Source organism: Sorangium sp. So ce836 (assembly GCF_028553905.1).
Classification (GTDB): domain Bacteria; phylum Myxococcota_A; class Polyangia; order Polyangiales; family Polyangiaceae; genus Sorangium; species Sorangium cellulosum_D.
This window is the reverse complement of sequence record NZ_CP102233.1, coordinates 8,361,843-8,388,730: the sequence shown is the minus strand read 5'-3', so window position 1 is coordinate 8,388,730 and position 26,888 is coordinate 8,361,843. Positions and strand designations below refer to the sequence as shown.

The window sequence follows — 26,888 nt, the reverse complement described above, 5'->3', positions numbered from 1 at the left end:
GGGCGTCGTATGACGTGCCGCCACGACATGACGTCCCTCGACCAGCGCCTGTCGGCCCTCGAGCTGTCCATCCTGCCGACCTGGGTCTATGACCACGAGCGGTACCGCTTCCCCTGGGCCAACGCCAAGGCCGTCCAGTTCTGGCGCGCGGCGGATCGCGCCGAGCTGTACGCGCGCGATCTCTCGGACCTGTCGCCGGCCGTCCGCGCGCGGCTCGACGGCTACGTCCGCGTCGTCGCCGAGGGCGGCACCGTCGTGGAGGACTGGACGCTCTACCCGCGCGGGACGCCCGCCACGGTGACGCTCCACGGCCAGGCGATCCGCCTCGACGACGGGCGGCTCGCCGTCCTGTTCCAGGCGCTGCCGCAGTCGTCCGACGTCGACGCCTCCATGGTGCGCGGCGTGGAGGCGGTGCGGCACTCGTCGGTGCTGGTCAGCCTCGTCGACCGCGCGGGGAAGGCGCTCTTCCACAACCCCGCGGCCCTGCGCGCCCTCGGCGACGCGCCGCAGATCGACGCGGTGTTCCCGGACGAGGACGCGGGCGCGGCGATCCGTGGGGCGATCGACGCCGAGGCGCCCTGGTCGGGGGAGCTCAAGGTCCTCACGACCGAGGGCGAGCGGTGGCACCGGGTGGAGGCGCGCCCCACGACCGATCCCGTGACCGGCGGCCGCGCGGTGCTCGTCCAGCAGCTCGACGTCACGGCGCAGCGGCGCGCCGAGGGGCGGATCGAGCAGCAGGGCCGGCTCATCGACGAGCTGAACCGCTCGCTCGCCCTCGTCGAGGAGCAGCGGCGGCAGATCCTCACGCTCTCGGCGCCGATCCTCGACGTCGGCCGGGGCACGCTCGCCGTGCCGCTCATCGGGCGCCTCGACGCCGAGCGCGCCGGCGAGCTCGGCGAGCGGCTCCTGCCCGCCATCGTGGCGCAGCGGGCGTCGTACGTGGTCCTCGACGTCACCGGCGCCGACGCGCTGGATCCGGACGGCGCCGCCGCCCTGGAGCAGCTGGCGCGCGCGATCCAGCTGCTCGGCTCCCGGCCGATCCTGACCGGCGTTCGCCCGGAGGTCGCCCGCGCGCTCGCGGACGTCGACCTCGGCGAGGACCTGCTCGTCCTGCGCAGCCTCGGCCGCGGCCTGGAGGTCAGCCGCAGGCGCGCCGCGGCGCGGCGGCGGGCCTAGGCGCGGCGCGGCGGCGGGCCTAGGAGACGCGCATGCCCGCAGCCACCCAGATCGGCATCCCCACGCTGGTGCGCATCAAGCCCGGGGCGCTCCCGCGCAGCGGGCTCTACCTCGCGCGGGCGGGGCGCCGCCACGTCCTGCTGCTGGCGAGCGAAGGGACGCCGGCCGCCATCGAGGCGGCGATGCGCGAGAGCCTGGACGCGCAGGCGATCGAGGTCGTGGCGCGGCGCGAGGTCGGCTCCGCCAGCGTCGAGGAGGCCTCGGCGCTCCTGCCCGCGCTCCCCCCGCGGTGCGACGCGATCGTCGGGCTCGGCGGCGGCCGCGCCCTCGACACGGCCAAATACCTCGCGTCCCTCGCCCGCCTGCCGTTCCTCGCCGTGCCCACCTCGCTCTCGAACGACGGCTTCTGCAGCCCCTCGGCCAGCCTCACCGTGGGCGGCAGGCGCCGCTCGCTCCCTTGCGCGGTCCCGTTCGGCGTGGTGGTCGACACCGACGTCTGCCTGCGCGCGCCGGAGGTGCTGTGGCTCTCCGGCGTGGGCGATCTCGTGGCCAAGGTGACCGCGGTCCACGACTGGAAGCTCGCGTTCCACGCGCGCGGCGAGCCGGTCGACGACTTCGCCGCCCTGCTCTCGGACGCGACCGTGTTCCAGTTCATGGCGCGCCCCCGGCGCGACCTCGAGGGCATGCGCCTGCTCGCGACGGCGCTCATGCTGAACGGCATCTCCATGGAGATCGCCGGGTCGTCCCGGCCGGCGAGCGGCAGCGAGCACCTCATCTCCCACGCGCTCGACCAGACCTCCGGCCGGCCGCGGCTCCACGGCCTCCAGGTCGGCACGGCCGCCTACGTGGTCAGCCAGCTCCAGGGGCGGGAGACGGATCACCTCGCCGCCGTCCTCGACGCGACCGGCTTCTGGGACGCGATCCGGGCAGACCCGTTCTCGCTCGACGAGTGGCTCGAGGCGGTCCGCGTCGCGCCGGAGATCAAGCCCGGCTACTACACGGTCCTCTCGTCCCGCGACTGCGTGTCCGAGGTCGAGGCGATCCTCCGGACCGATCCGCGCCTGAAGGGGTGCTTCGCCTGATCCGCGGCCGCGCTCACTCCGCGCCGGCGAGGAGGGGCGCCGCCACGGGCGGCGGGAAGTCCGCCCGCGAGGGGGGCGGCGTGGGCGGGCCCTCGCCGGACGCGAGGATCGTCCGGAGCAGCGCGCCGGTGAGGCGACCGACCTCCGGGAGCTCCCGGGCGCGGGGCCGCGGCAGGTCGACGGCGACGCTCTCGGTGATGCGGCCCTCGTCGAACACGAGCACGCGGTCGCCGAGCAGGACCGCCTCCTGGACGTCGTGCGTCACCAGGATGGCGGTGAAGCCGTGCTGGGCCCACAGCGACTCGACGAGGCGCTGGGCGCCGATCCGCGTCAGGGCGTCGAGCGCCCCGAACGGCTCGTCGAGGAGCAGGACCTTGGGGTCGTGCACGAGCGCGCGCGCGAGGGCGACCCGCTGCCGCTGGCCGCCCGAGAGCACGCCGGGGTAGTCGTCCTGGCGGTCGAGCAGGCCGACCCGGGCGAGGACGTCGCGGGCGCGCTCGCGGCGCTCCTTCGGCAGGCCGATGCAGACGTTCTGGAGGACCGTGCGCCACGGCATCAGCCGCGGCTCCTGGAAGACGACGCGCACGGCCGCGCCGCCCGTGACGCCCCCCCGCGAAAGGACGCGCGCCGCGCCGCCCGTGGGCTGCTCGAGGCCGCACAGGATGCGGAGCAGGGTGCTCTTGCCCGAGCCGCTCCGCCCGACGATGGTCAGGAGCTCGCCTGGCTGGACGTCGAGCTCGATGCCCGAGAGGACAGGCTTGTCGTCGAACCGCTTCTCGAGCCGTTCGAGGAGGACCCGTGCGCCGCTGCGGTGATCCTTCGGCACGCTCATGTTCACCCCGCGTCCATCCGCTGCAATCGAGGCTGCCAGGGCAAGAGCCGGCGCTCGGCCCAGCGCGCCAGGGAGTCGGCCAGCTTGCCGAGGAGCGCCCAGAGCACGATCGTGAGCACGAGCAGGTCCATCTGCATGAACTCCCGCGCGTTCATCGCGACGTAGCCGAGGCCCTGCGTCGCGCCGATCGTCTCGGCGACGATCAGCACGAGCCACGAGAGCCCGAGCGCGAAGCGGAGGCCCACCAGGATCGACGGGAGCGCGCCGGGGAGGATGACCTCGCGGTAGAGCGCGAGCCCGCGGACGTCGTAGACGCGCGCCATCTCGATGATGTGCGGGTCCACGCTGCGGACGCCGTGGAAGGTGTTGAGGTAGACGGGGAAGAGCACCGTCACCGCGACGATGAAGAGCTTGGCGGTCTCGCCCAGCCCGAACCACAGGATGACGAGCGGCACGAGCGCCAGCGCGGGGATGGCGCGCAGCATCTGGATGGGCCCGTCGACCACGAGCTGGAGCGCGCGGGAGAGCCCCGTGGCCAGGCCCAGCACGAGCCCGATGCCGGCGCCGATCGCGAGCCCGCCGAGCGCGCGAAGCGCGCTGACGCCGAGGTGCGCCGGGAGGCCGCCGCTCCGCGTGGCGTGCACCGCGGCGAGCACCACCTCCGAGGGCGAGGGCAGCAGGCTCTTCGGGATGACCTGCAGACGGGACAGGGCCTCCCAGACGAGCACCAGCGCGAGCGGGGCGATCCAGGGGGCCAGGCTCCGGCCGAGCGCGCCGGGCGCGCGGCCGGCCGTCATCGAGCGGCTCCGTACGCGGCCGCTGACAGGAAGGCGTCCTCCACGCGGATCTCGCGCGGGATGACCGCGAGCTTGTGGAGCGTGTCGGCGATGTCCTGCTGCTTCTTCAGGATCTCGGGCGTGATCGGCAGGAGGCCGAACGAGCGCCGGCGCTCGGAGGTGAGGAACGCCTCGTAGGCGACGCCCGACGACTTCGCGAGGATCTGCGCGGCCTCCTCCGTGTGCTCGCGCTCCCACGCGCTCAGGGCCTGGTACTCCTCGAGCACGATCCGCAGGAGCTCCGGGTGCTGCTCGGCGAACTCCCGCCGGGCGACGTAGAAGAGGTGGTTGTCGACGAGCCCCTCGCCGCTCTGGAGGATGCGCGCGCCGGCGAGCTCCGCCGCGGCGAGGAACGGGTCCCAGATCACCCAGGCGTCGACCTGGCCGCTCTCGAACGCGCTGCGCGCGTCCGCCGGCGCGAGGAACGAGACCTGGAGATCGTCGAGCGTCAGACCGGCGCCCTCGACGGCCCGGACCAGGAGATAGTGCACGTTGGAGCCGCGGTTGACCGCGACGCGCTTGCCCTTGAGGCCCGCGACGCTGGTGATCGGGGAGCCCTTCGGCACGACGATCGCCTCGGCCTTCGGCGCCGGCGGGTCGGTGGCGACGTACACGAAGGGCACGCCGCCCGCCTGCGCGAAGACCGGGGGCGTCTCGCCGACGTGGCCGACGTCCACGGCGCCGGCGCGCATCGCCTCGAGCAGCGGAGGCCCGGCCGGGAACTCGACCCACTCGGCGCGGGCGTTCTTCGCCTCGAGCGCCTGCTTCAGGCGGTCGGCGCGGTCCTTGAGGAGGTAGGGGGTGCCGATCTTCTGATAACCGAGGCGGACGACCCCCGCCTCGCGCCGGTCCTGCGCCGGCGCCGGCGCGGCGGCGTCGGCCGCGAGCGTGGCGTCCGGCTCACCGCCGCCGCGATCGCAGCCGAGCAGGGCGAACGCCAGCGCAGCGCAGCCGAGCAGCCCGGAGCGGATCCTCGTGAAGGGGAAGTGCCTGATCATGGGAGTTCTTCCGGACGCCTTCCGGCGCGCCTGGGACAGCGCTGGCCGATTCCAGGTGCCGAGGCGCCGGCGAGACGATCGCACCGGGATGCAACCGCAGGCCCCTGGCAGCCGCCGTGCCACGCAGGAAATCGTTGTCTTTCGCGCGGTTACAGGCCCATCGCCCCGGCGGAGGCCGGCGGGCGCTGCTGCTCCAGCAGCACGCGATCAGCAAAGAATGCTGCTGGAGCATCACCGGAGGAGCGCCCGGCCGCGCGGCCGCGGCGCGATGCCCGGCCGCCGCGCTTTTGAGGTGCCGGGCGAGCTCGGCTCTGCCATAAGCCGCCGCCATGACGGTAGAAATTCGTGGAAAGTGGGCGCTGATCACCGGCGCGAGCCGGGGGATCGGGAAGCAGATCGCGCGGGGCCTGGCCGGCCTCGGCTGCAACCTCGTCCTGCACAGCCGCGACGCGGCGCACACGCGGGAGCTCGAGGGCGAGCTCGCCGGCAAGGGGATCCGGGTGAGCGCCGTCTCCGGGGAGCTGTCGGACCAGGCGGCGGTCGACCGGATGCTCGACGGCGCCATCGCCGCGTCGGGCGGGATCGACATCCTGTTCAACAACGCCGCCGTCATGACGCCTTTCCGCGTCTCGCCCACGGAGACGCCGGCGGAGGACTACCGGCTCAGCTTCGAGGTGAACGTCATCAGCCCGATCCGGATCACCTACCGGCTGCTGCCGACGATGCTGGAGCGCCGCTGGGGCCGCATCATCCAGGTGACCTCCGGGATCCAGGATCAGCCGGAGCTCATGGCCTATGCCGCGTCGAAGGCCGCGCTCGACAAGTTCGTGCGCGACACGGTCCCTTCGCTGCGCGGCACAGGCGTGCTGATGAACCTCCTCGACCCGGGCTGGCTGCGCACCGATCTCGGCGGGCCCAAGGCGCCGAACGACGTGGAGTCCGTCCTGCCCGGCGCGCTCGTGCCGGCGCTGGTCGACGGCGAGGTCCACGGCGTGCTGTTCCGTGCGCAGGACTACGCGCGTCCCGCCGCGCGCTGAGGCGCCTTGAGCGCCCCGGCGGCGCGTCTCCTTTGAGCCGCGCAGGAGGCGCGGACTCGACGTCACCCTCACGCTCTCCGCCTTCGGGCGCGCCGGCGAGCGCCCGCGGGACCGCAGCTCGACCCGGCGCTTCGTCTCGGGTTCGCGCCGGCGCGAAAGATTGTGTCGCGCTCGCGGTACGTGTGTTGCTAAAGTCGTCGGAGGTGAAAGCGATCTCGGAGCCTCGGGCGGAGACGAGACGTCGTGCGGCCGGTGAAGCGGGGAGAGCTTCTCTGGCGCGCATGGAGGTCGTCGACGCGTGTCCATCGCGGTGGCGACGCTGGGTTGCGCTCTTGCCGGTGCTGGTCTGCGGCTGCTCGCTGGAGGGGCTGTCGGCGGCGTGGGACACATCGTCGTCCTCCACCGGGGGCGGCGAGGGCGGCTACCCCAGGATCAGGGTCGAGGCCGAGGACGACCCGCCGTGCGAGCTCTCCGGCGGTTTCGAGCGCGTGGAAGATCCGCTGGCGAGCGGCGGGCAGTACGTCGCCGTCCCCGAGGTCGCGGGTTGCGGCGTCTCCCGGGTCGATTGCGAGTTCCCGATCAGCGAGGCCGGCACCTACCGGATCAGGGCCAGGGTCGCCGAGGGACCCACCGGGGGCGAGGACAACTCGTTCTGGATCAGCGTGGACGACAAGCCGGATTCCCCATACAGGTACGACTTCACCGGCACAGAGTTCCACGAAGATTACGTGAGCGCGTCGAAAGACGACACAGGAGACGACACAGCGGCGCCGCTCAAGTTCGCGCTCGATCGCGGGACGCACATCGTCACGTTCGGGTGCCGCGAGGACGCGTCCAAGCTCGACTGGATCGAGCTCGTGCGAATCGGCCCCTGAGACCGGCGAGGAGCGCCGCAGCAGCGAGCCCGGGGGGCGCACGAGGCGCCCGGCGTCACGGCGCCTGTCAGCGCCAGGGCCGATGACGCGGTGCCTCACGTGTCCACCGTGTCAACCTGCGGTTGACAGGCTCGTTGCGGCGTTGCGGATGTCGCCGGAGAAGAGGAAGCGCGCTGCCGTCGTCTTGGCGGCAAAATGCCGTGAAGGGTCGCGAGCCGGGCGGCCTCGAGCCGTCGTGCGCTGGTGGCACATGCGTTGCTGAGAAGCTCCAGCGAACGGCCCGTGCGCTGTCCGGCTTCTCCACCGCGTCGCGCGCGCTGCTTGGCTCATCACGGAAAGGTAACTTGCGCATGAAGTTCGATTCTCGAGTCGCTTGGGCTGCGATGATCGCGCTCGGTATGACTGGCCTCTCGGCGGCAGGGTGCGGCTCCGATGCGTCGGATCCGGAAGAGAACGACGGTCAGCCGACGAGCAGCGGGAGCGTCAGCTCCACCACCAGCGCCAGCTCCGGCGGGATCGGCGCGGGCAGCGGCGAGGGTGGCTCCGGCGGCGGCACGGGCGGGTCCGGCAGCGGCGATGGCGGCGCCGGCAGCGGCGAAGGCGGCGCCGGCAGCGGTGAAGGCGGCGCTGGCAGCGGTGAAGGCGGCGCCGGCAGCGGCGATGGCGGCGCCGGCAGCGGCGAGGGTGGCTCCGGCAGCGGCACCGGCGGCAGCAGCCCCGGCGGCGCGGACTTCAGGCTCTACGGCTACGCCACGACCGACGGCGGCACCACCGGCGGCAAGGGCGGAGCGGTCGTCTCCGTGAGCTCGCTCGACGCGCTCCGGACCCAGGCCGCGAAGGACGGGGCCCTGATCATCCAGATCACCGGCAAGATCAGCGGCAGCGGCGATGACGTGGACGTCGCCTCCAACAAGACCATCGTGGGGGTCGGGTCGAGCGGAGAGATGCAGGGGATCGGGCTCAACCTGAGGAGGGCCTCCAACATCATCATCCGCAACATGAAGATCCACCACGTGCTGGCCAGCAGCGGCAACGGCGACGCCATCCACCTGGACGAGAGCCACAACGTGTGGATCGACCACTGCGAGCTCTGGGCGGACTCGCCCGCCGTGAACTCCGACAAGGACAAGTACGACGGCCTCATCGACGCGACCCACGAGTCCTCGAACATCACGATCTCGTGGACCTACCTGCACGATCACTGGAAGGGCATGCTGGTCGGCTCGTCGGACAGCGACGACAGCGATCGCCGCATCACGTTCCATCATAACCATATCAACAACGTGAACTCCCGCCTCCCGAGCTACCGCGGCGGCAACGGGCACGTGTTCAACAACTACTTCGAGAACGTCCCCACGTCCGGGGTCAACTCGCGCGTCGGCGCCTGCCTGCGGGTCGAGGGCAACCACTTCTACAAGGTGAAGAACCCCATCACCACGCTGGACAGCGCGGCCGGCGGCACGGATCGCAAGGACAACCTCTTCGAGGAGACCACGGGGACGCAGGCGTCCGGCGCGGACTGCTCCTGGGCGGCGCCGTACGACTATCCGCTCGACAGGTCGGCCGACGTGAAGGCGCTCGTCCTCACGCACGCGGGCGTCGGCAAGATCGATCCCCTCGAGGACCTGCCCTGACGCGGGCCGCCCGGCGGCGGGCCCGCCGCCGGAGCGCTCCCACCCGAAAGCTCGCGCGGGAGGCTCCGTGAGGCGGCGAGGCCGCCTGTCGGACGACGACGGCGGCAGGGATCAGGACTCGGGCTCGTTGCCCCACGGGTTGAAGTCGTGCACCTGCCCCGGCGCGGGCTTCTGGCCCCGGGTGAACGCGTCGAGCAGGACGTCCTGGAGCGGCTCTTCGTCCGCGCGTCGGTAGGTCCCCGCGCGCTCCGACCAGGCGATCTGGCGGCGGAAGGTCTCGACCAGCGGCACCGTGGTCCGGAAGCCGAGGTCGCGCGCCGCCTTGCCGTTGTCGAAGATCGACCCGTATTGGTAGATGAACTTGACGCCCACCATGCGGCGAGGGGCGACCTCGTAGAGCCAGTCGGTCGGGATCGAGACGACGGGAGACTTGCCGCCGGCGGCCTCCTGCAGCGCGGCGAAGACGCCGCCCCACGTGGTGTGCTCGTCGCTCGTGAGGTGGTACGCCTGCCCGTAGGCCTTGTCGTTGCCGAGCGCGTTCACGAACCCGCGGGCCACGTCGGAGACGTGGGCGATGGCCCACGGCGCCCTGCCGTCGTCGTGGACGATGAGCGGCAGGCCGCGCCGGGCGCGATCGGCCATCGAGTCGTCGAAATAGAGCGCGCCGAGCGCGGTGTGGCCCTCGCCGGTCGTGAACGACGGGCGCAAGATCGTGGTCTTGAGCCCGTTCTGGCCGTTCGCCGCGAGCAGCGTCGCCTCGATGCGCGACTTGTTCTGGCCATACTTCGTCACCGGGCGGTGCGGCTCGTCGTCGGTCGCCGGCGAGCGCGTGAGCGGCCCGCCGTAGACGCACACCGTCGAGCAGACGACCAGGTGGCCCGCGCGGCCCGAGAACGCCCGGAGCAGCGAGTCGGCGTTCTCCGGGGCGAAGGCGACCATGTCGATCACGGCGTCGAACGTGCGCTGCTGCATCTCGCGCTCGAACTCGGCGTATTTCCAGCGATCGCCGGCGATGACCTCGACGTCCCCCTCGAACCGCCGCGCCGTCACGCCGCGGTTGTAGAGCGTGACGCGATCGCCCCGGTCGAGGAGCTGCTGCACGATGGCGGTCGAGATGAGCCCGGTCCCGCCGATGATGAGGACCCTCATGACTGCTTCTGCCCCGCCCCCGCCGCGGGCTCGTCGAGCCAGAGGATGGCCGTCACGCCGCGCGGGTAGTAGCGGCTGCCGACGGGCACGCCGCGCTGCATCTGGTCGGAGTAGGCCCAGTAGCCGGAGCCCTCGATCTGCCAGCGGACGTGGGCCTCCTCGTGGCGCTCGGGGTCGGGGAGATCGGCCTTCAGGATCGCGCGCGCGATGTGCTGGCAGAGCGCGATCTTGCTCGCCCAGGAGTTGTCGCTGCTGCTCGAGAGCTTCCAGCCGCCCTCGGGGAACAGGCACAGCCCGGGCTTCAGGATGGTGTGGAGGTGGCGGCGGAGCACCCGGACGAGCTCGCCGTGCTCGGCCTCGTCGAGCAAGCCCATGACGTGCGGGTAGAGGAGCCCCTCGATCGCGGGGATGATCGCGCTCGTCGAGCTGCCGTCGAGCAGGGCGGGGATGTAGCCCGACGGCTCGTGGAAGGCCGACACGATCGCGCGCGCGGCCTTCTGGCCCGCCGCCTTGGCCTCGGCGGCGCGGGGGGCGTCCCCGCAGCGCTCGAGGAGGTGGGCGAGCACGACGTACGACGCCCACGTCTTGCCGGCCAGGTAGAGGTTGCCGCGCGCGCGGCCGAGCGAGTGATCGAGCGAGTCGTAGGTCGTGATCTCGGCGCCGGTGCCGCAGCGGCTGCTGTCGAGCGCCATGACGCCGGCCCGCGCGCCCGGCTCGGGCGCGTCGCGGTGGAGCAGGCTCGCGAGCAGCTCGGCGAAGAGGCCCCGGTGGCGCTCGAGGAAGCCCTTGTCGCCGGTGCGCGCGGCGTACACGCCGGCGCAGCAGATCCAGTTCGTGAGCTGCTCGTGCGTCATGAAGCTGAAGCAGATGGCGTCGAGGTTCGGGCGCTCGTAGCTGGAGTCGCCGGCGGGCGAGAAGTGGTTGCCGACGCCCATGTCGTGCGTGAACGACACCCCGCCGGGCAGGAGCTCGCCGCCCGCGCCGGGGCGCTTCACCTGGTCGCGGTAGCTGTAGCGATCGACGTAGAGGTCGAGGACGTTGCGCACGGCCCAGGGCGCGTAGCGCAGCTCGAAGAAGAGGTGATCGATCGCGAGATCGAAGGTGTTCATCATCTCGTACTCGCCCTCGTTCACGACCCACAGCGGCGCGGGCGGCGAGGCGTCGTCGAGCGCCGTGTCCAGCCACTCGGTCGACCCGAAATAGCCGTGCGTCGCCTGGGCGAGCAGCCACTTCTGGGCGGGGCTGAGCGCCGACCGCGCGAGCTCCGCGTCGCGCTGGGCCGCCTCGCGGACGAGCGCCTCGCGGCGGTCGAGCGCGGAGGAGAGGACGTCCTCGAGCCGGCGGAAGTAGCGGGTGTAGGCGTAGCGCGCCTCGACGCCGGTCGTGATGGCGCCGGCGTCGTGGAAGCCGAGCGCGATCCAGACCTCGCGCTTTTGCCCCGCCGGGACCTCGATGACGAGGCCGCCGGTCTTGCCGAGGCGGAACAGCCGGTCGGCGCTGCCGTCGAACGCGTGCTCGGGCGTGAAGGCCTGAAAGGCGCGGAGGCCGGGCTCCGGGCGGCAGGCGAAGCCCCAGCGCCGGCCGTGCGCGACGCCGACGAGGCGGCCGTCGCTCTCGGTCTCGAGGTCGCGCAGGCTCGGCGCGTCGAGCGCGAAGAGGCCCGTCAGGGGCTTGTCGCTGCCGGTGTTGTCGAGCTCGAGGCGGGCGATGAGCGCCGGGCACGAGCGCTCGGCGACCTCGGAGGGCGGCGCCGTGCGCGGGTCGGGGATCGGGCCGAACGGCGAGTAGATCGCGAGCGTCAGGCGCCCGGCGCGGATCGTGTCGCTCGCCCACCCGAGCTCGCGGCGGATGTCCTGATCGCCGAAGACGCGGCGCATCCGCGTGTCGTTGCTCAAGGTGACGCCGAAGGGGACGTCCGGGCCGCGCTGGCCCTCGAAGTAGGGGAGACAGAAGAAGTCCCCGTCGCCCTCGCGGTAGCCGATGAAGAGGTTCGACTCTCCCGGGCGGCCCACCTGGGAGGCGAACCCGCCCCGGCGGTTGAAGCTGCCGAGCGTGAAGGAGGCAAAAGCGCCGACCGGCGCGTGCTGGACATTGTAGGAGGAGGTCACGGCGGCACGATACCGTAATCGCCTCGCGAAGCGCTCCCGGGAAGCAAGCTCGCGGAAGGGAGCCCGCGGCGGCGGCGTGCGGCGCCATGGCAAAGGTGGCTCCGTACCACCCGGCGGGCGCGCCGAGGTGGGGCGGCCCTCCGGCGGCCGCCCGGGCCCGGACGGGGGCGGCGGGGAGGCCGCGCCGCCGGGCACGCGAGCCGAGGGCGAGGGGGCGAGGGGGCGAGGGGCGATCGGCGCGGTGTGCAACAGGCCTCGAGCCTGGGGCGCTGGCTCGGGACGCGGTGCCCGCTGGAGCGGAACGCGGTGCGGGCGCCGGCGTCCTCCTCCCCATCCGGCACAAGATGGTTGCGCCGGGGGTCGCCTCGACGCGGATATCGGCTGTCGACGAGAGGCGTCGTGTTGCAGAAACACCGATTCGTGGCCGGCGCCGCGTCGATCGCGAGCCGGGTGTGGTGAGCGCCGACGGTGTAGTCCGCGCGGCGCCGGAGGCTCCATCGCTCCAACCGAGGCGCGGCGTGGCGCCCGGTGATCCCGTCGTGGACTGATGTATAAAGGCCTATCGGGACCCGACGGGCGGGCGGTACGTCGCTCGGCCGGGCGCCGCCTGCTCGAACAGCACGGAACCCGGGGAAGATCTTGTCATGTTGACCTTCGCGACGATTTGTGCCCAGAGCCGGGCGCTCTCACGGATGGCCTTCGACCGGAGGTACCCGCACGCGTGGCTGCTCCGGGAGCTCGGCCCCGAGGATCAGCCCCCTCCGTCGTTCAAGACCGTCTTTGCCGGCACCTCGCCCGGCTCGCACAGCCAACCGGCCCTGGTCCGTCACCGCATCTCGTCCGCGATGAGCGTCGCGTCCCACGGCTGCGAGCTCCTGCCGGTGACGAAGCGCCCGGAGAGCCCCTGGCAGGATCGCATCACCATCGGGCGCGCCCCGAACAGCGATATCGTCCTGCGCGACCCCTCCGTCTCGAAGGCCCACGCGCACATCTCGGTCGTGATCGCGGACACCCCGTTGCTCCACGCGAGGAAGAGCACCAACGGCACGTTCCTGAACGACCGGCTCCTCACGCCGGCCGGGGAGGGCGCCCCGCTCCGCAGCGGCGACATCCTCCAGTTCGGCAACGTGGTCTGCGAGTTCATCCTGAACGCCGATCTCTACCGGCTCGTCGTCCGCTGAGGCCGGGCCCTCCGGCCCCCGCTCGGGCGCGCGGCCGCGCGGCTCAGCTCCGCTCCGGGTGGGGCGCGCGGAACAGCACCTCCACGGGGCCGGCGTGCGTCTCCACCACGTAGCTCGCCTCCACCGGGGCGCCGCCGCGGAAGGCCTTCGTGATCTCCTTGCGCCGGTTCATCAGCTCGACCAGGCCGAGCGCGAGCGCCTCCGAGGCCGTGAGCTCCTTCGGCGTCGGCTTGCGGCCGATCAGGTCCTCGTCGACCATCGCGAGCGTGGGGTAGGCGTCCGGCCCGGCCAGCTCCCAGCGCTGCTCGGCGACCTCGGCGCGCAGCGCGGGGTGCAGGTCGCTCGCGCGGTCGAAGCTCAGCGAGAAGAAGCCCGCCGGCAGCGACGCGGGCGGCGCGTCCGGGAGCTTCGCGGTCTCGGCCAGGTAGAGCTCGAACCCGCGCGCGCTCTCGAACAGGAGCACGCCGTGGCTCTGGCCGGCCTGGCCGACGACGCACAGCGCGAGGTCGCGCGCGCCGAGCGACGGGATCGACAGCGCCATGATGTCCGCGTCGGTGGGCACGGCCTTCCAGGGGGTGGCGCGGTAGAGCGCGGCCGCCGCGCGGAAGAACGACGCCATCGCGGGCGCCTCGATGCCGCCGCCGAGGAAGCTCGGCGTCAGGCGGCCGTCCCGCGCGCCGAGGTGCGCCTCGAGGTCCTCGGCCACGACGTCGATCTCCGGCGTCGGCGCGACGCGGACCTCGATGGCCGGGCCGAGCCGCGCCCGCAGCGCGTCCGCGAGCGCGGGCGAGGCCACGCGCACGCGCTCGGGCAGGCGCGGCTTGCCCTCCAGCGGGCCGCTGGCGGCGGCCTCGAAGCTGTCGACCGCCCCCGCCACGACGTCGCCGGGGCGCAGGGCGGCGCAGCTCAGCACGAAGCCGCGCTCGGTCATCCAGACGACCGCCTCGGGGCGGTACGCCTCGTCGCCCTCGTGCACGAACGCGCGCAGGGAGAAGAAGCCGCCGATCCACTCCTCGTCCCGGCGGGGCAGGGAGGGCGCGCGCTTCTTGGACCGCTTCTTCTTGGGGGCGGGCACGGAGGACATCGGGGCACCTGTTCGCGGGAGCGCTCCAGCCGGTACGCTCGATGACGCAGGAGCCAGGGGCGAGACCGGGATCGAAGGCGGAAAGCTAGCGCAAAGGCCGCGGGGATCGAAGCGGAACGCGGGCGTGCGCTGCGCCGCCGGCCCGCGCTCGGTGCCGGCGCGGCGGCGCGCGAGCGCGGGCCTTTCGGCCTGGCGCTCCTCGCGGTGCCCTGTTATCGGTCGTCGAGGTCCAGCGCGCGGACCTGACGCAGGTGCTGCTCGCCGGCCGCCCAGGGGACTCGATGGCTGAAGAGATCTGCAGAGGACCCCGCCGCCGCGCGGGCGGCGCGGGGCGCGCGGCGCGGCGGGTCCTCGGCCGCGCCCCGCTCGGGCTCCTCGCGGCGCTGGCCGCGTCGGCGACGGCGGCCCCGGCCTGGGCCGAGCCGACCATCGCGGAGCGCGCGCGGGCCGACGCGCTTCGCCGGGAGGCGCAGGAGCTGCTGGCGAGCGACCGGCCGGACGCGGCCTGCCCGAAGCTCGAGGAGAGCGAGCGGCTGCGCCCGTCGACCGAGACGAAGCTCGAGCTGGCGCGGTGCCACGAGCGCACCGGCCGCCTCGCCAGCGCGTGGGCGCTCTACGCCGAGGTCGAGGCGGCGGGCGGCGACGCGAAGCAGGGCGCCGAGGCGCGCGAGCGCGCGGCGGCGATCGCGCAGAGGCTCCCGAGGCTCGCGATCCTGGTGTCCGACGAGGTGAAGGCGCTGCCGGGGCTCGAGGTGGCGCTCGACGGCGCGGCGGCGCGGGGGGTCGGGTTGGCCCGCCCGGTCGAGCCGGGGAAGCACAGGGTCACCGCGACCGCGTCCGGCCGGCAGGCGTTCTCGCGCGACGTCGAGGCGAGGCAGCCCGGCGAGATCGTCGAGGTCCGCATCACGGCGCTCGATCCGCAGGCGGCCGCGCCGTCGCCCGCTGCCGCCGACCTGGAGCGGCGCAGGCCGACGCCGTACGGCCCGAGGCCGGATCCGATCCACCGGAACCTGATGTGGGTGACCGGCGGGCTCGCGCTCGCGGGCATCGCGCTCGGGAGCACCTTCGGGGGCCTGGCGATCTCCACGTGGGACAAGGTCGAGAACAGCGCCGGGACGGCGTGCAGGAACGCGGAGCGTTACCTGGACTGCGCGCAGCCGGTGCCCGATCTGGCCAGGAGGGCGATGTCGTACGCGACCGTCTCGGATTTCTCCTTCATCGCCGCGGGCGCGGCGCTCGCCGGCACGGCCGTCCTCTGGATGACGCTGCCCCCGGACGGCCCGCGCGCGAGCGCGCGCGTGCAGATCGCGCCGGGCGTCCTCGGCGGCGCCGTCCTCGGGGTGTTCTGATGGCGTTCGAACGGCGTGCGCGGCGCTGGCTGGCGAGCGCCCTCCTCGCGGCGGGCGGCGCGGGCTGCGCGGAGATCGCAGGCATCCAGGCGATCACCGAGCAGGGCGTCGGGGGCGGGACGTTCAGCGAGCCCGGCTACACGTGCCAGTGGGCGACGTCGTTCGGCGACGCCGACACCACGCTCGGCGGGCTCGCGGCCGACAGCGACGGCACCTTGTGGCTGGCGGGCGGCTTCAAGGGCGACCTCACGGTCGCCGGCGGCGCGCTCACGGCGGGAGGCGCCGGCAAGGACGTCTTCGTGGTGCACCTGGCGCACGACGGCAATCACATGTGGAGCGAGCGCTTCGGGAACGCGGAGAACGACACCGCGACGCACACCCACCAGGCGACGTCGATCGCCCTCGGCGAGGGCAGCGTCTATGTCGCGGGCGACTTCACGGGCAGCCTGTCGTTCGGCGCGGACTGCGTGGCGCCCGCGGACGGCGGGGCCGGCGACGCGTTCGTGGCGCGGCTCGACAGGCACGATCCCGGCGGCGTCGCGGCGTGCGTGGTGCACGGATCGCGCGGCTCCGACGAGGCGAGGGCGGTGGCCGCGGAGGGCGATCGCGTCTTCGTCCTGACGTCGCTCCAGGGCGGGGCGGACATGGGGTTCTCCAGCTACGATGGACAGACCCTCGCGAACGCGTGCAGCGGTGTCTTCTCGGGCCTCCAGGGGGCGCGCTATCGGCCCCGGGCGCTGCGCGTGTCCTCCGGCGAGGCCTTCGTGGTCGCCGATTTCGAGGGCCGCGTGAACGTCGGATTCCCCGGCTCCGAGCGCGGGCTGCCGCCCGGCGACGCGGTCGCGGAGGGGACCGACTCCGTCCTCGCCTCGTTCCCGGCGTCCTGGATCTGCGATGGATCGAGCGCCGAGGGCGTCGGCCTCTGGTACCGGCACTACTCGTCCCTCCCCGGCGATCAGCGCGCCGGCGCCATCGCGGTGAACGGCGCTGGCGTCATCCTGGCCGGCTCGTTCGACGGGCAGATCGATCTCGCCGGTGAGCTCGTCGCCACGGAGGAGGACGGCTTCGCCGCGCACCTCGACCGGCGCGGCGTCGCCACGTGGGCCAAGCACCTCGGGGGCAGCGGGGATCAGTCGGCGCAGGTCGTCGGGCTCGACGCGCTCGGGCGGGTCGTCGTGGCCGGGCACTTCCGGCAGCAGTTGATGACCGACGACGCCGAGGTCGCCGGGGAGGCCGGCGAAGGGGACATCTTCCTCGCGCGGCTCGGGGCCGCCGGCGGCGCGACCGAGTGGCTCGGCGCGCTCGGCGGCCCCGGGCTCCAGCAGGTCCAGGCGCTCGCGATCTCCGGGACGGACGTCTACCTGGCGGGCACCTCCAGCGACGATTTCGCGCTCCTGAACTGCAAGGTCGAGGCCGAGGGCGGTCAGCTGTTCGTCGCCAAGCTCTCGGTCTCGTCACGCTGAGGGCCGGCCGCGGGGCGCGGGCCGCTGCGCTCGCCGCCGCGCGCGAGCAGCGCCCGCGCGCACGGCGCGACGACCTGCGCGAGCGCGCGCTCCCGGAGCGTCCGCCGGTGCGCTGGCGACAGCACGCCGAAGCCGAGCAGGCCGCTGCGCGCGGCGTCGTCCGGGGTTGCGGGGGCCGGCTCCGAGGCGGCAGCGGCGAGCTCGTCGACGACCGCGCTCGCCAGGGAGGGGTCGCGCTCGATGGCCCAGGCGGCGAACCGGAAGGCGAGCTCGGCGTGCCGCGCCTCGTCCTCGGCGATCGTCTCGAGGGCGCGCCGGACCGCGGGATCTGTCGCGTGGAGGGCGGCTTCTGCCGCCTCGATCGCGGCGATGGTCTCGCCGATGCACCCCTCGCGGAGGGTGGTCACGAGGATCTCGCGGGCGCCTTCGCCGCCGAGGGCGCCGTCGATGGCGAGGGGCCCGGGGCCGACGCCGCGTCCGGCGAACGCGCTGGCCAGCGCGAAGCACAGGCGCGCGTGCTCGGCCTCGTCGCCCATGGCCGCCTGGGCCGCGCCGACGAGCTCCGGCGGGGCGCCGAGCGAGAGGAGCTGGAGCGTGAAGCGGGCGAACGCGGCGATCGACGCGTGCTCGAGGAGGGCGACGCGGGTCCAGTGCTCGGCGAGCGCTGCGTGCTGCTCGGCCGAGAGCCCGTCGCGGCGAGGCGGCGCTCCCGGCGAGGCGCCCCGCCAGTCGTCGCGCGCGGCGGGCTCGGCGGTGCGCTCGACGCCGGCCACCAGGAATGGCCGGCCGATCACGCAGTTCGGCTCCGCGCAGGTGTGGCGCAGCGCCTGGAGCGTGCACTGCTGGTCCCCTGGGCAGTCGCCGTCCCCGGCGCACTCGTCGGTGGCCGTCTGGCAGGCGAAGCCGGTCCCGCCGCAACCCGGGTTGAGGACGTAGCTCGAGCAGAGCAGCCTGCCGCAGTCCTGATCGCTGGTGCACAGCGCCTGCACGCACTGCCCGACGGGGTCGCCGCACAGGCAGATCTGCCCCTCGTTGCATTCGGCATCGGTCGTGCATCCGTAGTGGCAGAAGCACCCTGGTGGCGCTTCGCCTCCGAGGCCGGGGCTGCAGAAGCCGTGCGGCTGCTCGGTGCAGTCGGCGTCCGAGGAGCAGCTGCTGGCGCCGGCGCCCGGGTCCTTGCACGCCTCGGGGCGCGGGAGCGGGCTCGCGCAGGTGATGACCTCGGCGCGGTGCATCCAGCCACCGGCACAGCGCACGTACCCGGTGTTCTGGCCTGCGACGAGGATGGGCTCGGGATCGTCGCACGCGAACGGGAACCCTCCCGGCGGCGCGCTTCCCGTGCTCCCCGCGGGGCCCGCGCCAGAGCTCGCGGCCGGGCCGTCCCCCGTGCTTGCGCTCGCCGCGCTCGCGTTCGAGCCTGTTCCACCGCTGCCGCCCGAGCCCTCGTCGGCCGTGACGTCGCCGCCGCAGCTCAGGGCGGGCGCGATCGCCAGCACCGAGAGCAACCTCGCACCCCAAGCGTCTATCGAGACAAGCAATCTCATGGCATCAACCTCGTTCGAGGATCTTACCCGCGTTCGACCCTGCCGTCGCTGCCCCGGCGAGCGCGCTTGCCGCGTCGTTCGCGGCGTGCGACCGTGGCGCCATGCGTGTCTTGATTGCCGGCGGCGGGATCGGCGGTCTGACGGCGGCATTGAGCCTGCAATCGGCCGGCGTGGAGGCGTGCGTCGTCGAGGCAGCGCGCGAGATCAAGCCGCTGGGCGTCGGCATCAACCTGCTCCCGCATGCCGTGCGAGAGCTGACGGAGCTGGGGCTCGGGGACGCGCTGGCGGCGACGGGGATCCCCACGGCCGAGCTGGTGCATTACGATCGGTTCGGGGGCCGGATCTGGGCCCAGCCGCGGGGCATCGCTGCCGGGTATCGCTGGCCTCAGATCTCGATCCACCGCGGCGAACTCCAGGCGATCCTGCTCGCGGTGGCGCGGCAGCGGCTCGGGGACGCCGGCGTGCGCACAGGGCTCGCGGTCGAGCGGTTCGAGCAGACGGGGGCCGAGGTGCGCGTCTCGCTGCGGGATCGGCGGAGCGGCGAGCTCGAGGTGGTCTCCGCGGACGTGCTCGTCGGGGCGGACGGCATTCACTCGGCGGTTCGCGCGCAGCTCCACCCGGCGGAGGGGCCGCCGCGGTGGAACGGCATTCACATGTGGCGAGGCGTGACCGAGGCCGAGCCGTTCCTCACGGGGCGCAGCATGATCATGGCGGGCAGCAACCGGGCCGCCAAGTTCGTCGCATATCCGATCTCGCGCGGCGCGGAGCTCCGCGGCCGGGCCGCGATCAACTGGGTGGCGGAGATGCGCTTGCACGAGGGGGCGGCGGTCGCGCCCGCGAGCTGGGACCGGCGAGGTTGCCTGGAGGACGTGCTGCCCCATTTCGCCGCGTGGCGCTTCTCCTGGCTCGACGTCCCGGCGCTCCTCGCCGCGGCGCCGGTCCTGTTCGAGTATCCCATGGTCGACCGCGACCCGCTGCCGTGGTGGGGCGCTGGCCGGGTCACCCTGCTCGGCGACGCCGCTCATCCGATGTTTCCGGTCGGCTCCAACGGGGCTTCCCAGGCGATCCTCGACGCGCGCGTGCTGGCCTGGCACCTCGCCCGGGCGAGCGATCCGGAAGCGGCGCTGTCCGCGTATGAGGCCGCGCGTCGGCCACCCACGAGCGCGCTCGTCCTCGCGAACCGGGCGATGGGCGCCGAGCGGGTCATCGCGCTGGTGGAGCAGCGAGCGCCCGCGGGGTTTGCGCGGATCGAGGACGTGCTGAGCGGCGAGGAGCTGGAGGAGATGAGCCGCGGCTACGCGAGGATGATCGGAACCGACGTCGAGGAGCTCAACGCCCGGCCGTCGTGGTGACGACCCTCGACCCGACCCGGGTTGAGCGCCCCTCCGACCCGGGTTGCGTGGGTGACGACCCCCCCCTCGACCCACTCGACCCGACCCGGGTTGAGCGACCTCGACCCGACCCGGGTTGAGCGACCCGACCCGCGTCGAGGTTGGAGACGCGACCCAGGTTGGGGGCACCGGCGCCCAGGAAGGCAGCAGCCAGCCAGGCGAGCGCTCTGGAGACCTGGCGGCCGCCACCCGCGGAACGCGGCCGCCACCCCCGAGAGGATGGCAACTCATCGAAATCACTCGTCACAAACCTGGCACGACGTTTGTTTTGTGCGATGGCCATGAGCCAGCCTCGCGAGATCGCTCCTGGCGCTACGTATATGATCACCCGTCGCATCTTGCGTCGGCATCTGCTCCTCCGACCTGATGCGGTCATCAATCAGCTTCTGATTTATGCTTTAGCGGTCTCCGCCCGTCGTTACGGCGTCCAAGTCCATGCGCTCTGCGCGATGTCGACGCACCTACACTTGATCGTGACCGACGTGACGGGCGTATTGCCGCGCTTCCTGCAGTTCTATCATCGCATCGTCGCGCTCGGGACGAAGGTAATCCGCGCCTGGGAAGGACCAGTGTGGGACCACGAGGCCCCGAGCGTGGTGCGGCTGCTGACGCCCGCGGCGGTGGTGGAGAAGATCGCCTACGTCCTTGCTAATCCCGTGGCCGCTGGCCTCGTACGGCATGCGCGTGAGTGGCCGGGCGCCAAGGTGGATGCGAACGAGCTCGGCCGAGGCGTGCTGGGCGCGACGCGCCCCTCCGCGTATCTCGATCCAGAAAACCCGCATTGGCCCGAGGAGGTGGCGCTTCCCCTCTCGTTGCCGCCGGCATTCGAGCTCAACGCGGAGGGCTTTCGTCAACAGGTCGCCGCCGAGCTCGAGCGGCAGGAAGCGCAGGCGCATGCGCAGATGCAGCAGCATGGACGCAGATTCCTGGGGGCCGATCGAGCCAGTACGATCTCCCCTTACGAGCGTGCTACGAGCTTCGAAGCGCTACGCGAACGCAATCCTACTTTTTCGGTCGGTCGTGAGCAGGGTGATGCGTGGCGAAGCGCAGGCGCGGCGGTGCGGGCATTTCGCGCGTCATACCGCGCGGCGCTCGCGCGATGGCGCGCCGGCGTACGCAGCGTGCTATTCCCTGCAGGAACGTGGTGGATGCATGCGTTTCACGGCGCCAGCGTGACGGACGTCGTTCTCGCGATATGACCATGGATCCAACCAGCTACTGACCCGACCCAGGTTGGAAACCAATAACCCAACCAGCCCGACTCGGATTGGGGCGTGGTGGCCGGCGCAGGTCGGGTAGTGGTCGTCCCTCACTTGCGCGGACAGTCTCACTATGCCGTGAGCGCGATCACGTAAGTCTTCGATTCGAGCTCGATCGGGCTCATGTAGGCAGGTCGTGAGTGCCGTTTGGGGCGATCGGGCCGTTGTCCCGCGAGTCGGTCGTGCGACGGAAACGCCGCCTGCTGCGTGCTGCGAGCCTCAGTGCTCCGGGAGGCTTCGGAAGCGGGGAGGACCATTACGGGGGCAACCCGGGTCGGGTCTCGTGACCCGGGTCGGGTCTCGTGGTCTCCTGGTCTCCTCGTGCTGGGCTTACGGGGGCAACCCGGGTCGGGTCTCCTCCTGGCCTTTTCCGGCTACGAGGCCCGCGAAGGCGGCCGCGAAGCGGCGCCTCAAATCCTCGTCCGTGACCAGCTTGTCGCGCAACGCTCGCGACAGCTCGAGGTGGTAGAATGGCGCGCCCATCTGGCGCGACCACCGCGCCTGCACGTTGGTGACGCCACCGAGCTTGTTGATGTCGGCCGAGTAGGCGAGGACCTTTCCGTCACTGACGACCGCCCGCAGCGGGGCGAGCAGCCTCTCGAGGTTAGCGCCGTGCCCCACGGCGCTGGCGATGGCGGAGGCCGGCGCCGAGCTGTCCTGAAAGCCGTGCAGTTGCACCGCCGGCATGCCGGGAAAGCTCTGGAGCAGCGCCCGGTGGGCCGACAGGAAAAACGAGCGCTCGGCATGCGCCACGTCGGCGAAGGCAAGCGCCGCAGCCAGCCGCTCGCGGGCGGCAAGGATGTCCCCCCGCGCGCCGCCTCCTGCCCCCAGGACGCCGTCGCTGCCGCCCACGCCCGCGGCGCCCCCGGACCCCGCCCGCCCGCTGCCTGCCGCCCGAGCGCCGTCCCCGGTTGCCTGCGTCTCGGCGGCCGTGTCATCCGCGCTCGCGCCGCCCGTTCCTTCGCCTTCGTCATCCCCGACGGCGTTGCGTGGCTTCGGGCCGCCGCCGTACCGGTGCGATGTGTTGACGATCAGCGCCCGCGCTCGCTGCGCCTCGAAGATGGCCAGCGCGATGGGCAGCGTCCCCTGGTCGAAGAAGGTGTGCGGCGCCTCCACGATGAGCGGCGCTGCTGCGCCTATGCGCAGCACCACCGCGGCTGCGCCCCGACGGCGCGAGTCGTCCTCGGATAGCACCCAGAGCTCGCGCCCGGGGATCGCCCGCAGCGCGAACCCCGGTGGGGCCGCCGGAGGTGGCTGCCGGTTCTGGGCGGCGACCCCCGCCGCTGTGATCCACGTTACGTAAGCGGCCTCTTCCGCGTCGTTGGGTGGCTCTGCGATGAGGTGGCGCCCGCCCTTGCGCAACGGGGCAATCTGCTCGTCAAGCGCTTCCCTCTCGCGCCCGTCGGCCACCTGGACCTCAACCACGGTCGGTACCTCCACGGTCGGCACCTCCACCGTCCCCACCGCAGAGGCCGACGGGCTCGGCGCCGGGCTCAGAGCGCTCCCGACGCTCCGACATACCCCCTGCGAGCACCCGGCGATCGTGAACAGCACCACATAGCCTGCGCTCTTCATGGTCGTCCTCGCCGCCGAAACCTCGACGACGTTTGTACTTTTCTCACGGCACCGCCCGCGAATCCACAATGACGCGTTGCGCAACGGCGCTTCGCCTGCTCTTCCGCGGCGGGGGCGGTTTGCGCTAGTAGCACTGCATGCCTCGCCCCTTCGATCCTGTGGAGGCGCCGCCGCTTCCGGAGCAGGTCGGTCGCACGTTCCCTCGCCTGGTCGAGCTGATGCAGCGGCTCCTTGCGCCCGACGGATGCCCGTGGGACCGCGAGCAGAGCTTCGCGACGCTGCGGCGCTACGTGCTCGAGGAGGCCTGCGAGGTCATCGATGCCATCGACGGCGGCGACCGCAAGGAGCTGTGCGCCGAGCTCGGGGATCTCCTGCTCCAAGTCGTCTTCCAGGCCGAGCTCGCTCGGGCCGAGGGGGCGTTCGGCCCCGACGACGTGGTCGCCGCGATCTGCGAGAAGCTCGTGCGGCGCCACCCCCACGTGTTCGCGGACGAGAGTGCCGAGAACGCCGACGAGGTGCTCCAGAACTGGGAGCGCATCAAGGCGGCGGAGCGGGCCCGGCAGGGCAAGGACCGCGGGGTGCTCGGCGGCGTTCCCCGCAGCCTGCCGGCGCTGACCCGGGCGCAGCGGGTCGGCGAGAAGGTCGCGCGCGTGGGCTTCGACTGGCCGGACGCGCGGGGCTCGCGCGCGAAGGTCGAGGAGGAGCTCGGAGAGCTGGATCGGGCCTTCGAGAGCGGCGACCCCGCCGCCATCGAGGAGGAGCTCGGCGACGTGCTCTTCGCGCTCGGGAACCTGGCGCGCCACGCCGGCGTCGACGCGGAGGGGGCGCTGCGCCGCACGATCGACAAGTTCACCCGGCGCTTCGAGCACGTCGAGCGGCGGGTCGTCGAGCGGCACGGCGGGTGGCCCGCCAAGGCGTCGGACGACACCCTCACGCTGGAAGAGCTCGACGGCTACTGGGACGAGGCCAAGCGCGGCGAGCAGCGGACCTGACCGGCCGCGAGCTCAACCCCGTTCGCGCGGAATCGGGGCGAGCTCAGCCCCGTTCGCGCGGGGCGAGCTCAACCCCGTTCGCGCGGGGCGCAACCCCGTTCGCGCGGAGCCTGCGCGGGCGGGCTCCCAGGCGCGCCCGGGCTCAGTCTTAGTCGCGCACCGCGGTCAGCACGAAGCGCTCTCGCACGCGCGCCTCGTTCGACTCGTGACGGACGTGGATCTCGTAACGGCCCGGCTGGGCGACGGCCACGCTGAGCGGCGCGTCGCCGCGGTAGCGCGTGAGCCGATGCGAGCAGCGCTCCTGCCGGCAGTGCTCCTCCAGCGCCCCGCCCTGGCCGTCGGGCAGCCGCACGCGCACGTGCTCGGGGACCTCGAGGTGAACCACCGCCGGCTCCTCGGCGTGGCGGTGCGTCCACAGATCGAGGTGCATCCACGCCTGACCGTCGTCCGGCAACGCGACGGCGAGCTCCTCGGAGCGCTCGATCGCGGGAGCGCTCGCGCCCCCGCCGCCCGCCAGCGAGACGACGGCCGCCAGCGCGGCGAGCGCCGGCGCCGCGATGATCGCTCCCCATCGCCAAGGGGTCTGCGCCCGCTGCGATCTCTTGCCGCCCTCCGCCGCAGGGCGCTCCGGCCGCTCGGGGAGCTTGCTCAACGCGCGCTCGACGAGCGCCTCGGAAGGGCTCATCGCGCGCAGCGCCCGCACGCTCGCCGCGAGATCCTGCGGAATCGGAGGCAGATCGTGGTCCTGTCCGCTCACGTCGATCCCTCTCGCGCCGCGAGGACGAGTTGCGCCGCCACGCGCTCGTATGCATCGCGCAGCCGCGCGCGCCCCCGGGCGTGGCGGCTCTTCACCGTCCCCTTGGGGATTCCGAGGAGCTCGGCCACGCTCTCGTAACCGAGCTCCTCGATGTCGCATAGCACCACCACGGTGCGAAATTCCTCGGGCAGCTCCTGGAGGCAAGCGAGGAGCACCTCCGTGTCCTGGCTCAGGATCGCGGCCGCCTCCGGGCTCGGAGCTTCGGCGCGAGGCAGGATGCCGAGCGCCTCGGTGCACACGTCGACGAGCCGATCGAGCAGGCCGCGGCGCCGCGCGTCGGTCCGGTAGGCCTCCAGGTACTCGTGCCGAGCGATCCCGCAGAGCCAGACCCCGAGGTCCGAGCGCCCCTCGAACGACGCCGCGTGCAGGTACGCCTTGAGCAACGCGTCCTGGAACAGATCGTCCGCCTGATCCCGGGCGCCGCAGAGGGAGATGCAGAAACGGTACAGGCGGGGGAGCACCGGGCGCACCGCCGACTCGAACTGCGCGCGCGATTCGCCGAGGAGGGGTCGCGATTCGGTCATGAGGGCCGTTCGAGCGCCTGGAGCGTCGAGGCCCGGAACTCTAGCGTGGAATGGACGGCGAGGTAGCACCCGTCGCTCGGGCCACGGCGGGGCGAGCGGCGGCACCTCGAGCAGGGGAGCGCTGTACATTGACGCCCCCTAGGACGGAACGTACCCCCGCGCAGGTTCCTGCACATCGCATGAAATCGTCGCCCCGATCGGGAACCTCGGGGCGAGTGGTCCCGTCCTGGGGCGTGTTCTGACGAACAGCGGGCCCACAGGATGCCCGCGTATCCGAGGGCCGACCACCCCATGTCCAAGCCGATAATTTCTACAGGCGCGCCGGCGCAGGCGCCCGCGTCCGCCTCGTGGAAGAACGACCTCGTCTCAGGCTTCCTCGTCTTCCTGATCGCCCTGCCGCTCTGCCTCGGCATCGCCATGGCGAGCGGGTTCCCGCCCATCGCCGGCGTGCTCACCGCCGTCGTCGGCGGGATCATCGCCACCTGGCTCGGCAGCGCGCCGCTGACCATCAAGGGACCGGCGGCGGGCCTCATCGTCATCGCCCTGGGCGCCGTGCAGGAGCTCGGCGGCGGCGATAACTCGGTCGGATATCGCCGCGCGCTCGCGTGCATCGCCGTCGCCGCGCTGACACAGATCGCCTTCGCGCTGGCGCGCGCCGGCAAGCTCGGCGACTTCTTCCCCGTCTCGGTGGTGCACGGCATGCTGGCGGCCATCGGGATCATCATCTGCTCGAAACAGATCCACACGCTCCTCGGCGTTACGCCCGCGGCGAAAGAGCCGCTCCACCTGATCCTGGAGATCCCGCGCAGCCTGTCTCGGCTGAACCCCGAGATCGCCTCGATCGGCGTCCTCTCGCTGATCATCCTCTTCGGCTATCCGGCGGTCGCCAAGACATCGCGTTTCCTGCAGAAGATCCCTGCGCCGATGCTGGTGCTGGCGCTGTCCGTGCCGCTCGCGTACGTCTTCGATCTCGAGCACGAGCACACCTACACGCTCGCGACGACCCACGCGACGTACGCGATCGGGCCGAGCTTCCTGGTCAACCTGCCGGGGAACCTCCTCCAGGCGATCGTCTTCCCCGACTTCAGCCACGTCGGCACGTCCGCGTCGATCAAATACATCGTGATGTTCTCGCTGGTGGGCAGCATCGAGTCGCTGCTGTCGGCGAAGGCGGTCGACTCGCTCGATCCCGCGAAGCGCCGCTCCGATCTCGACCGGGATCTGCTCGCCACGGGCATCGGCAACCTCATCGCGGGCCTGCTCGGCGGGCTGCCGATGATCTCCGAGATCGTCCGCAGCTCCGCGAACATCGGCTACGGCGCGAGGAGCCGCCTGTCGAACTTCTTCCACGGCACCTTCCTCCTGCTCTTCGTCGCCTTCGCGCCGGGGCTGATCCACCGGATCCCCCTCGCCGCGCTCGCCGCCATGCTCACGTTCACGGGCACCCGCCTCGCGTCCCCCAAGGAGTTCGTGAGGACGCTCCGCATCGGCAGGGAGCAGCTCATCATCTTCGGCACCACCGCCGCGTTCTGCATCGCCTCCGATCTGCTCGTCGGGGTGGCGGCCGGCATCGCCGTGAAGATGCTCATCCACGTGATCAACGGCGCGCCGCTGCGCGTCCTCTTCCGGCCGGACGTGGAGGAGCGCGCCGAGGGCGGGCGCGTCGTGCTGCGCGTCAAGCACGCCGCGGTCTTCAGCAACTATCTCAGCATCCAGCGGAGGCTGGCGAGCCACGCGAACGCCTCCAGCATCGAGATCAACTTCGCGGAGGCCCGCCTCGTCGATCACACGGTCATGTCCAACCTGCACGAGCTGGAGGGCGTGATGAAGCGCGAGGGGCGGACATTGACCCTCGCGGGCCTCGGCGATCACTTCCAGATGTCGTCCCACCCGCTCTCGGCGAGGAAGAGGACCATCATCAGCCCCGTCGCCGAGCGCTGAGCCGAGGCGAGGCACCACCGCCGCGGCGGCGCCGCGTGGGT

General features: G+C 72.6%; 22 protein-coding genes. 12 read left to right on the top strand and 10 right to left on the bottom strand.

Annotated features, from left to right (window positions below):
• Positions 1-27 precede the first annotated feature (27 nt).
• Complete coding sequence (locus NQZ70_RS30190) at positions 28-1,176, top strand: STAS domain-containing protein (RefSeq protein ID WP_237244175.1); 1,149 nt, start codon at positions 28-30, stop codon at positions 1,174-1,176.
• A gap of 32 nt (positions 1,177-1,208) precedes the next feature.
• A complete protein-coding gene (locus NQZ70_RS30185) occupies positions 1,209-2,258 on the top strand; it encodes an iron-containing alcohol dehydrogenase family protein (protein WP_129577314.1) in 1,050 nt (349 codons plus the stop codon).
• Between the two features lie 13 nt (positions 2,259-2,271).
• On the opposite strand, the gene NQZ70_RS30180 is transcribed toward NQZ70_RS30185, so the two are convergent.
• The 3 genes from NQZ70_RS30180 to NQZ70_RS30170 are packed head-to-tail and all read right to left on the bottom strand — an operon-like array spanning position 2,272 to position 4,924.
• Positions 2,272-3,090, bottom strand: coding sequence for an ABC transporter ATP-binding protein (locus NQZ70_RS30180; protein ID WP_129577313.1), 819 nt, complete (start codon positions 3,088-3,090; stop codon positions 2,272-2,274).
• 2 nt (positions 3,091-3,092) lie between these two features.
• On the bottom strand, positions 3,093-3,887 hold the full coding sequence (locus NQZ70_RS30175) for an ABC transporter permease subunit (RefSeq protein ID WP_129577312.1): 795 nt from the start codon (positions 3,885-3,887) through the stop codon (positions 3,093-3,095).
• Positions 3,884-4,924 (bottom strand): sulfonate ABC transporter substrate-binding protein, encoded by a 1,041-nt coding sequence (locus tag NQZ70_RS30170; protein WP_129577311.1) that lies wholly within the window; start codon positions 4,922-4,924, stop codon positions 3,884-3,886. Before NQZ70_RS30170 ends, NQZ70_RS30175 begins: the two co-directional genes overlap by 4 nt.
• Before the next feature lie 329 nt (positions 4,925-5,253).
• Here NQZ70_RS30170 and NQZ70_RS30165 point away from each other — a divergent pair, with 329 nt between their 5' ends.
• The 3 genes from NQZ70_RS30165 to NQZ70_RS30155 all read left to right on the top strand — a co-directional run bounded on the left by NQZ70_RS30165 (position 5,254) and on the right by NQZ70_RS30155 (position 8,470).
• Positions 5,254-5,961, top strand: a complete 708-nt coding sequence (locus NQZ70_RS30165) for an SDR family oxidoreductase (protein ID WP_129577310.1) — start codon at positions 5,254-5,256, stop codon at positions 5,959-5,961.
• A 338-nt stretch (positions 5,962-6,299) separates the two neighbouring features.
• Positions 6,300-6,836, top strand: a complete 537-nt coding sequence (locus NQZ70_RS30160; RefSeq protein WP_272829145.1) for a hypothetical protein — start codon at positions 6,300-6,302, stop codon at positions 6,834-6,836.
• A 398-nt stretch (positions 6,837-7,234) separates the two neighbouring features.
• Positions 7,235-8,470 (top strand): polysaccharide lyase family 1 protein, encoded by a 1,236-nt coding sequence (locus NQZ70_RS30155; protein ID WP_129577308.1) that lies wholly within the window; start codon positions 7,235-7,237, stop codon positions 8,468-8,470.
• 111 nt (positions 8,471-8,581) lie between these two features.
• Here the strand turns inward: NQZ70_RS30155 and NQZ70_RS30150 are convergent, their stop codons facing one another.
• Both NQZ70_RS30150 and NQZ70_RS30145 read right to left on the bottom strand, forming a co-directional pair.
• Positions 8,582-9,619: an NAD-dependent epimerase/dehydratase family protein gene (locus NQZ70_RS30150; RefSeq protein ID WP_129577307.1), complete on the bottom strand. Its 1,038-nt coding sequence runs from the start codon at positions 9,617-9,619 to the stop codon at positions 8,582-8,584.
• Positions 9,616-11,727, bottom strand: coding sequence for a glycoside hydrolase family 52 protein (locus NQZ70_RS30145; RefSeq protein WP_165374244.1), 2,112 nt, complete (start codon positions 11,725-11,727; stop codon positions 9,616-9,618). Before NQZ70_RS30145 ends, NQZ70_RS30150 begins: the two co-directional genes overlap by 4 nt.
• A 644-nt stretch (positions 11,728-12,371) precedes the next feature.
• Between NQZ70_RS30145 and NQZ70_RS30140 the strand changes: the two genes are divergently transcribed.
• The gene (locus NQZ70_RS30140) at positions 12,372-12,908 is read left to right on the top strand and encodes an FHA domain-containing protein (protein ID WP_237244173.1); all 537 of its coding nucleotides are present in this window, start codon (positions 12,372-12,374) and stop codon (positions 12,906-12,908) included.
• A 43-nt stretch (positions 12,909-12,951) separates the two neighbouring features.
• Here the strand turns inward: NQZ70_RS30140 and NQZ70_RS30135 are convergent, their stop codons facing one another.
• Positions 12,952-13,992 carry a hypothetical protein gene (locus NQZ70_RS30135; RefSeq protein ID WP_129577304.1) on the bottom strand — a complete coding sequence of 347 codons (1,041 nt, stop codon included), beginning with the start codon at positions 13,990-13,992 and terminating at the stop codon, positions 12,952-12,954.
• Positions 13,993-14,273: 281 nt separating this feature from the next.
• Between NQZ70_RS30135 and NQZ70_RS30130 the strand changes: the two genes are divergently transcribed.
• Both NQZ70_RS30130 and NQZ70_RS30125 read left to right on the top strand, forming a co-directional pair.
• The gene (locus tag NQZ70_RS30130) at positions 14,274-15,341 is read left to right on the top strand and encodes a hypothetical protein (RefSeq protein ID WP_129577303.1); all 1,068 of its coding nucleotides are present in this window, start codon (positions 14,274-14,276) and stop codon (positions 15,339-15,341) included.
• Positions 15,341-16,804, top strand: a complete 1,464-nt coding sequence (locus NQZ70_RS30125; RefSeq protein ID WP_129577302.1) for a hypothetical protein — start codon at positions 15,341-15,343, stop codon at positions 16,802-16,804. The genes NQZ70_RS30130 and NQZ70_RS30125 overlap by 1 nt, the downstream gene beginning before the upstream one ends.
• Here NQZ70_RS30125 and NQZ70_RS30120 read toward each other — a convergent pair.
• A complete protein-coding gene (locus NQZ70_RS30120; protein ID WP_165374243.1) occupies positions 16,765-18,348 on the bottom strand; it encodes a ferritin-like domain-containing protein in 1,584 nt (527 codons plus the stop codon). The two genes, NQZ70_RS30125 and NQZ70_RS30120, sit on opposite strands and share 40 nt — an antisense overlap.
• A gap of 101 nt (positions 18,349-18,449) precedes the next feature.
• Here NQZ70_RS30120 and NQZ70_RS30115 point away from each other — a divergent pair, with 101 nt between their 5' ends.
• Both NQZ70_RS30115 and NQZ70_RS30110 read left to right on the top strand, forming a co-directional pair.
• A complete protein-coding gene (locus tag NQZ70_RS30115; protein WP_129577301.1) occupies positions 18,450-19,700 on the top strand; it encodes a flavin-dependent oxidoreductase in 1,251 nt (416 codons plus the stop codon).
• Between the two features lie 320 nt (positions 19,701-20,020).
• Positions 20,021-20,938: a transposase gene (locus tag NQZ70_RS30110; RefSeq protein WP_129577300.1), complete on the top strand. Its 918-nt coding sequence runs from the start codon at positions 20,021-20,023 to the stop codon at positions 20,936-20,938.
• Between the two features lie 390 nt (positions 20,939-21,328).
• Here NQZ70_RS30110 and NQZ70_RS30105 read toward each other — a convergent pair whose 3' ends face one another.
• Positions 21,329-22,438 (bottom strand): hypothetical protein, encoded by a 1,110-nt coding sequence (locus NQZ70_RS30105; protein WP_207217513.1) that lies wholly within the window; start codon positions 22,436-22,438, stop codon positions 21,329-21,331.
• A 272-nt stretch (positions 22,439-22,710) separates the two neighbouring features.
• Between NQZ70_RS30105 and mazG the strand changes: the two genes are divergently transcribed.
• A complete protein-coding gene (gene mazG, locus NQZ70_RS30100; protein WP_129577299.1) occupies positions 22,711-23,565 on the top strand; it encodes a nucleoside triphosphate pyrophosphohydrolase in 855 nt (284 codons plus the stop codon).
• A 148-nt stretch (positions 23,566-23,713) separates the two neighbouring features.
• On the opposite strand, the gene NQZ70_RS30095 is transcribed toward mazG, so the two are convergent.
• Positions 23,714-24,322: a hypothetical protein gene (locus NQZ70_RS30095; RefSeq protein ID WP_129577298.1), complete on the bottom strand. Its 609-nt coding sequence runs from the start codon at positions 24,320-24,322 to the stop codon at positions 23,714-23,716.
• The gene (locus tag NQZ70_RS30090; RefSeq protein ID WP_129577297.1) at positions 24,319-24,906 is read right to left on the bottom strand and encodes an RNA polymerase sigma factor; all 588 of its coding nucleotides are present in this window, start codon (positions 24,904-24,906) and stop codon (positions 24,319-24,321) included. The genes NQZ70_RS30095 and NQZ70_RS30090 overlap by 4 nt, the downstream gene beginning before the upstream one ends.
• Before the next feature lie 291 nt (positions 24,907-25,197).
• Here NQZ70_RS30090 and NQZ70_RS30085 point away from each other — a divergent pair, with 291 nt between their 5' ends.
• On the top strand, positions 25,198-26,847 hold the full coding sequence (locus NQZ70_RS30085; RefSeq protein WP_129577296.1) for a SulP family inorganic anion transporter: 1,650 nt from the start codon (positions 25,198-25,200) through the stop codon (positions 26,845-26,847).
• The last annotated feature ends 41 nt before the right edge of the window (positions 26,848-26,888 follow it).

What these genes read in the sequence shown, in the direction of transcription:
- NQZ70_RS30185 (WP_129577314.1), top strand. Translation starts at nt 1,209, where the DNA reads ATGCCCGCAGCCACCCAGATCGGCATCCCCACGCTGGTGCGCATCAAG.
- NQZ70_RS30190 (WP_237244175.1), top strand. Translation starts at nt 28, where the DNA reads ATGACGTCCCTCGACCAGCGCCTGTCGGCCCTCGAGCTGTCCATCCTG.
- NQZ70_RS30115 (WP_129577301.1), top strand. Translation starts at nt 18,450, where the DNA reads ATGCGTGTCTTGATTGCCGGCGGCGGGATCGGCGGTCTGACGGCGGCA.
- mazG (WP_129577299.1), top strand. Translation starts at nt 22,711, where the DNA reads ATGCCTCGCCCCTTCGATCCTGTGGAGGCGCCGCCGCTTCCGGAGCAG.
- NQZ70_RS30170 (WP_129577311.1), bottom strand. Translation starts at nt 4,924, where the DNA reads ATGATCAGGCACTTCCCCTTCACGAGGATCCGCTCCGGGCTGCTCGGC.
- NQZ70_RS30155 (WP_129577308.1), top strand. Translation starts at nt 7,235, where the DNA reads ATGACTGGCCTCTCGGCGGCAGGGTGCGGCTCCGATGCGTCGGATCCG.
- NQZ70_RS30085 (WP_129577296.1), top strand. Translation starts at nt 25,198, where the DNA reads ATGTCCAAGCCGATAATTTCTACAGGCGCGCCGGCGCAGGCGCCCGCG.
- NQZ70_RS30175 (WP_129577312.1), bottom strand. Translation starts at nt 3,887, where the DNA reads ATGACGGCCGGCCGCGCGCCCGGCGCGCTCGGCCGGAGCCTGGCCCCC.
- NQZ70_RS30090 (WP_129577297.1), bottom strand. Translation starts at nt 24,906, where the DNA reads ATGACCGAATCGCGACCCCTCCTCGGCGAATCGCGCGCGCAGTTCGAG.
- NQZ70_RS30110 (WP_129577300.1), top strand. Translation starts at nt 20,021, where the DNA reads ATGAGCCAGCCTCGCGAGATCGCTCCTGGCGCTACGTATATGATCACC.
- NQZ70_RS30135 (WP_129577304.1), bottom strand. Translation starts at nt 13,992, where the DNA reads ATGTCCTCCGTGCCCGCCCCCAAGAAGAAGCGGTCCAAGAAGCGCGCG.
- NQZ70_RS30130 (WP_129577303.1), top strand. Translation starts at nt 14,274, where the DNA reads ATGGCTGAAGAGATCTGCAGAGGACCCCGCCGCCGCGCGGGCGGCGCG.
- NQZ70_RS30140 (WP_237244173.1), top strand. Translation starts at nt 12,372, where the DNA reads ATGTTGACCTTCGCGACGATTTGTGCCCAGAGCCGGGCGCTCTCACGG.
- NQZ70_RS30180 (WP_129577313.1), bottom strand. Translation starts at nt 3,090, where the DNA reads ATGAGCGTGCCGAAGGATCACCGCAGCGGCGCACGGGTCCTCCTCGAA.
- NQZ70_RS30120 (WP_165374243.1), bottom strand. Translation starts at nt 18,348, where the DNA reads ATGAGATTGCTTGTCTCGATAGACGCTTGGGGTGCGAGGTTGCTCTCG.
- NQZ70_RS30125 (WP_129577302.1), top strand. Translation starts at nt 15,341, where the DNA reads ATGGCGTTCGAACGGCGTGCGCGGCGCTGGCTGGCGAGCGCCCTCCTC.
- NQZ70_RS30165 (WP_129577310.1), top strand. Translation starts at nt 5,254, where the DNA reads ATGACGGTAGAAATTCGTGGAAAGTGGGCGCTGATCACCGGCGCGAGC.
- NQZ70_RS30150 (WP_129577307.1), bottom strand. Translation starts at nt 9,619, where the DNA reads ATGAGGGTCCTCATCATCGGCGGGACCGGGCTCATCTCGACCGCCATC.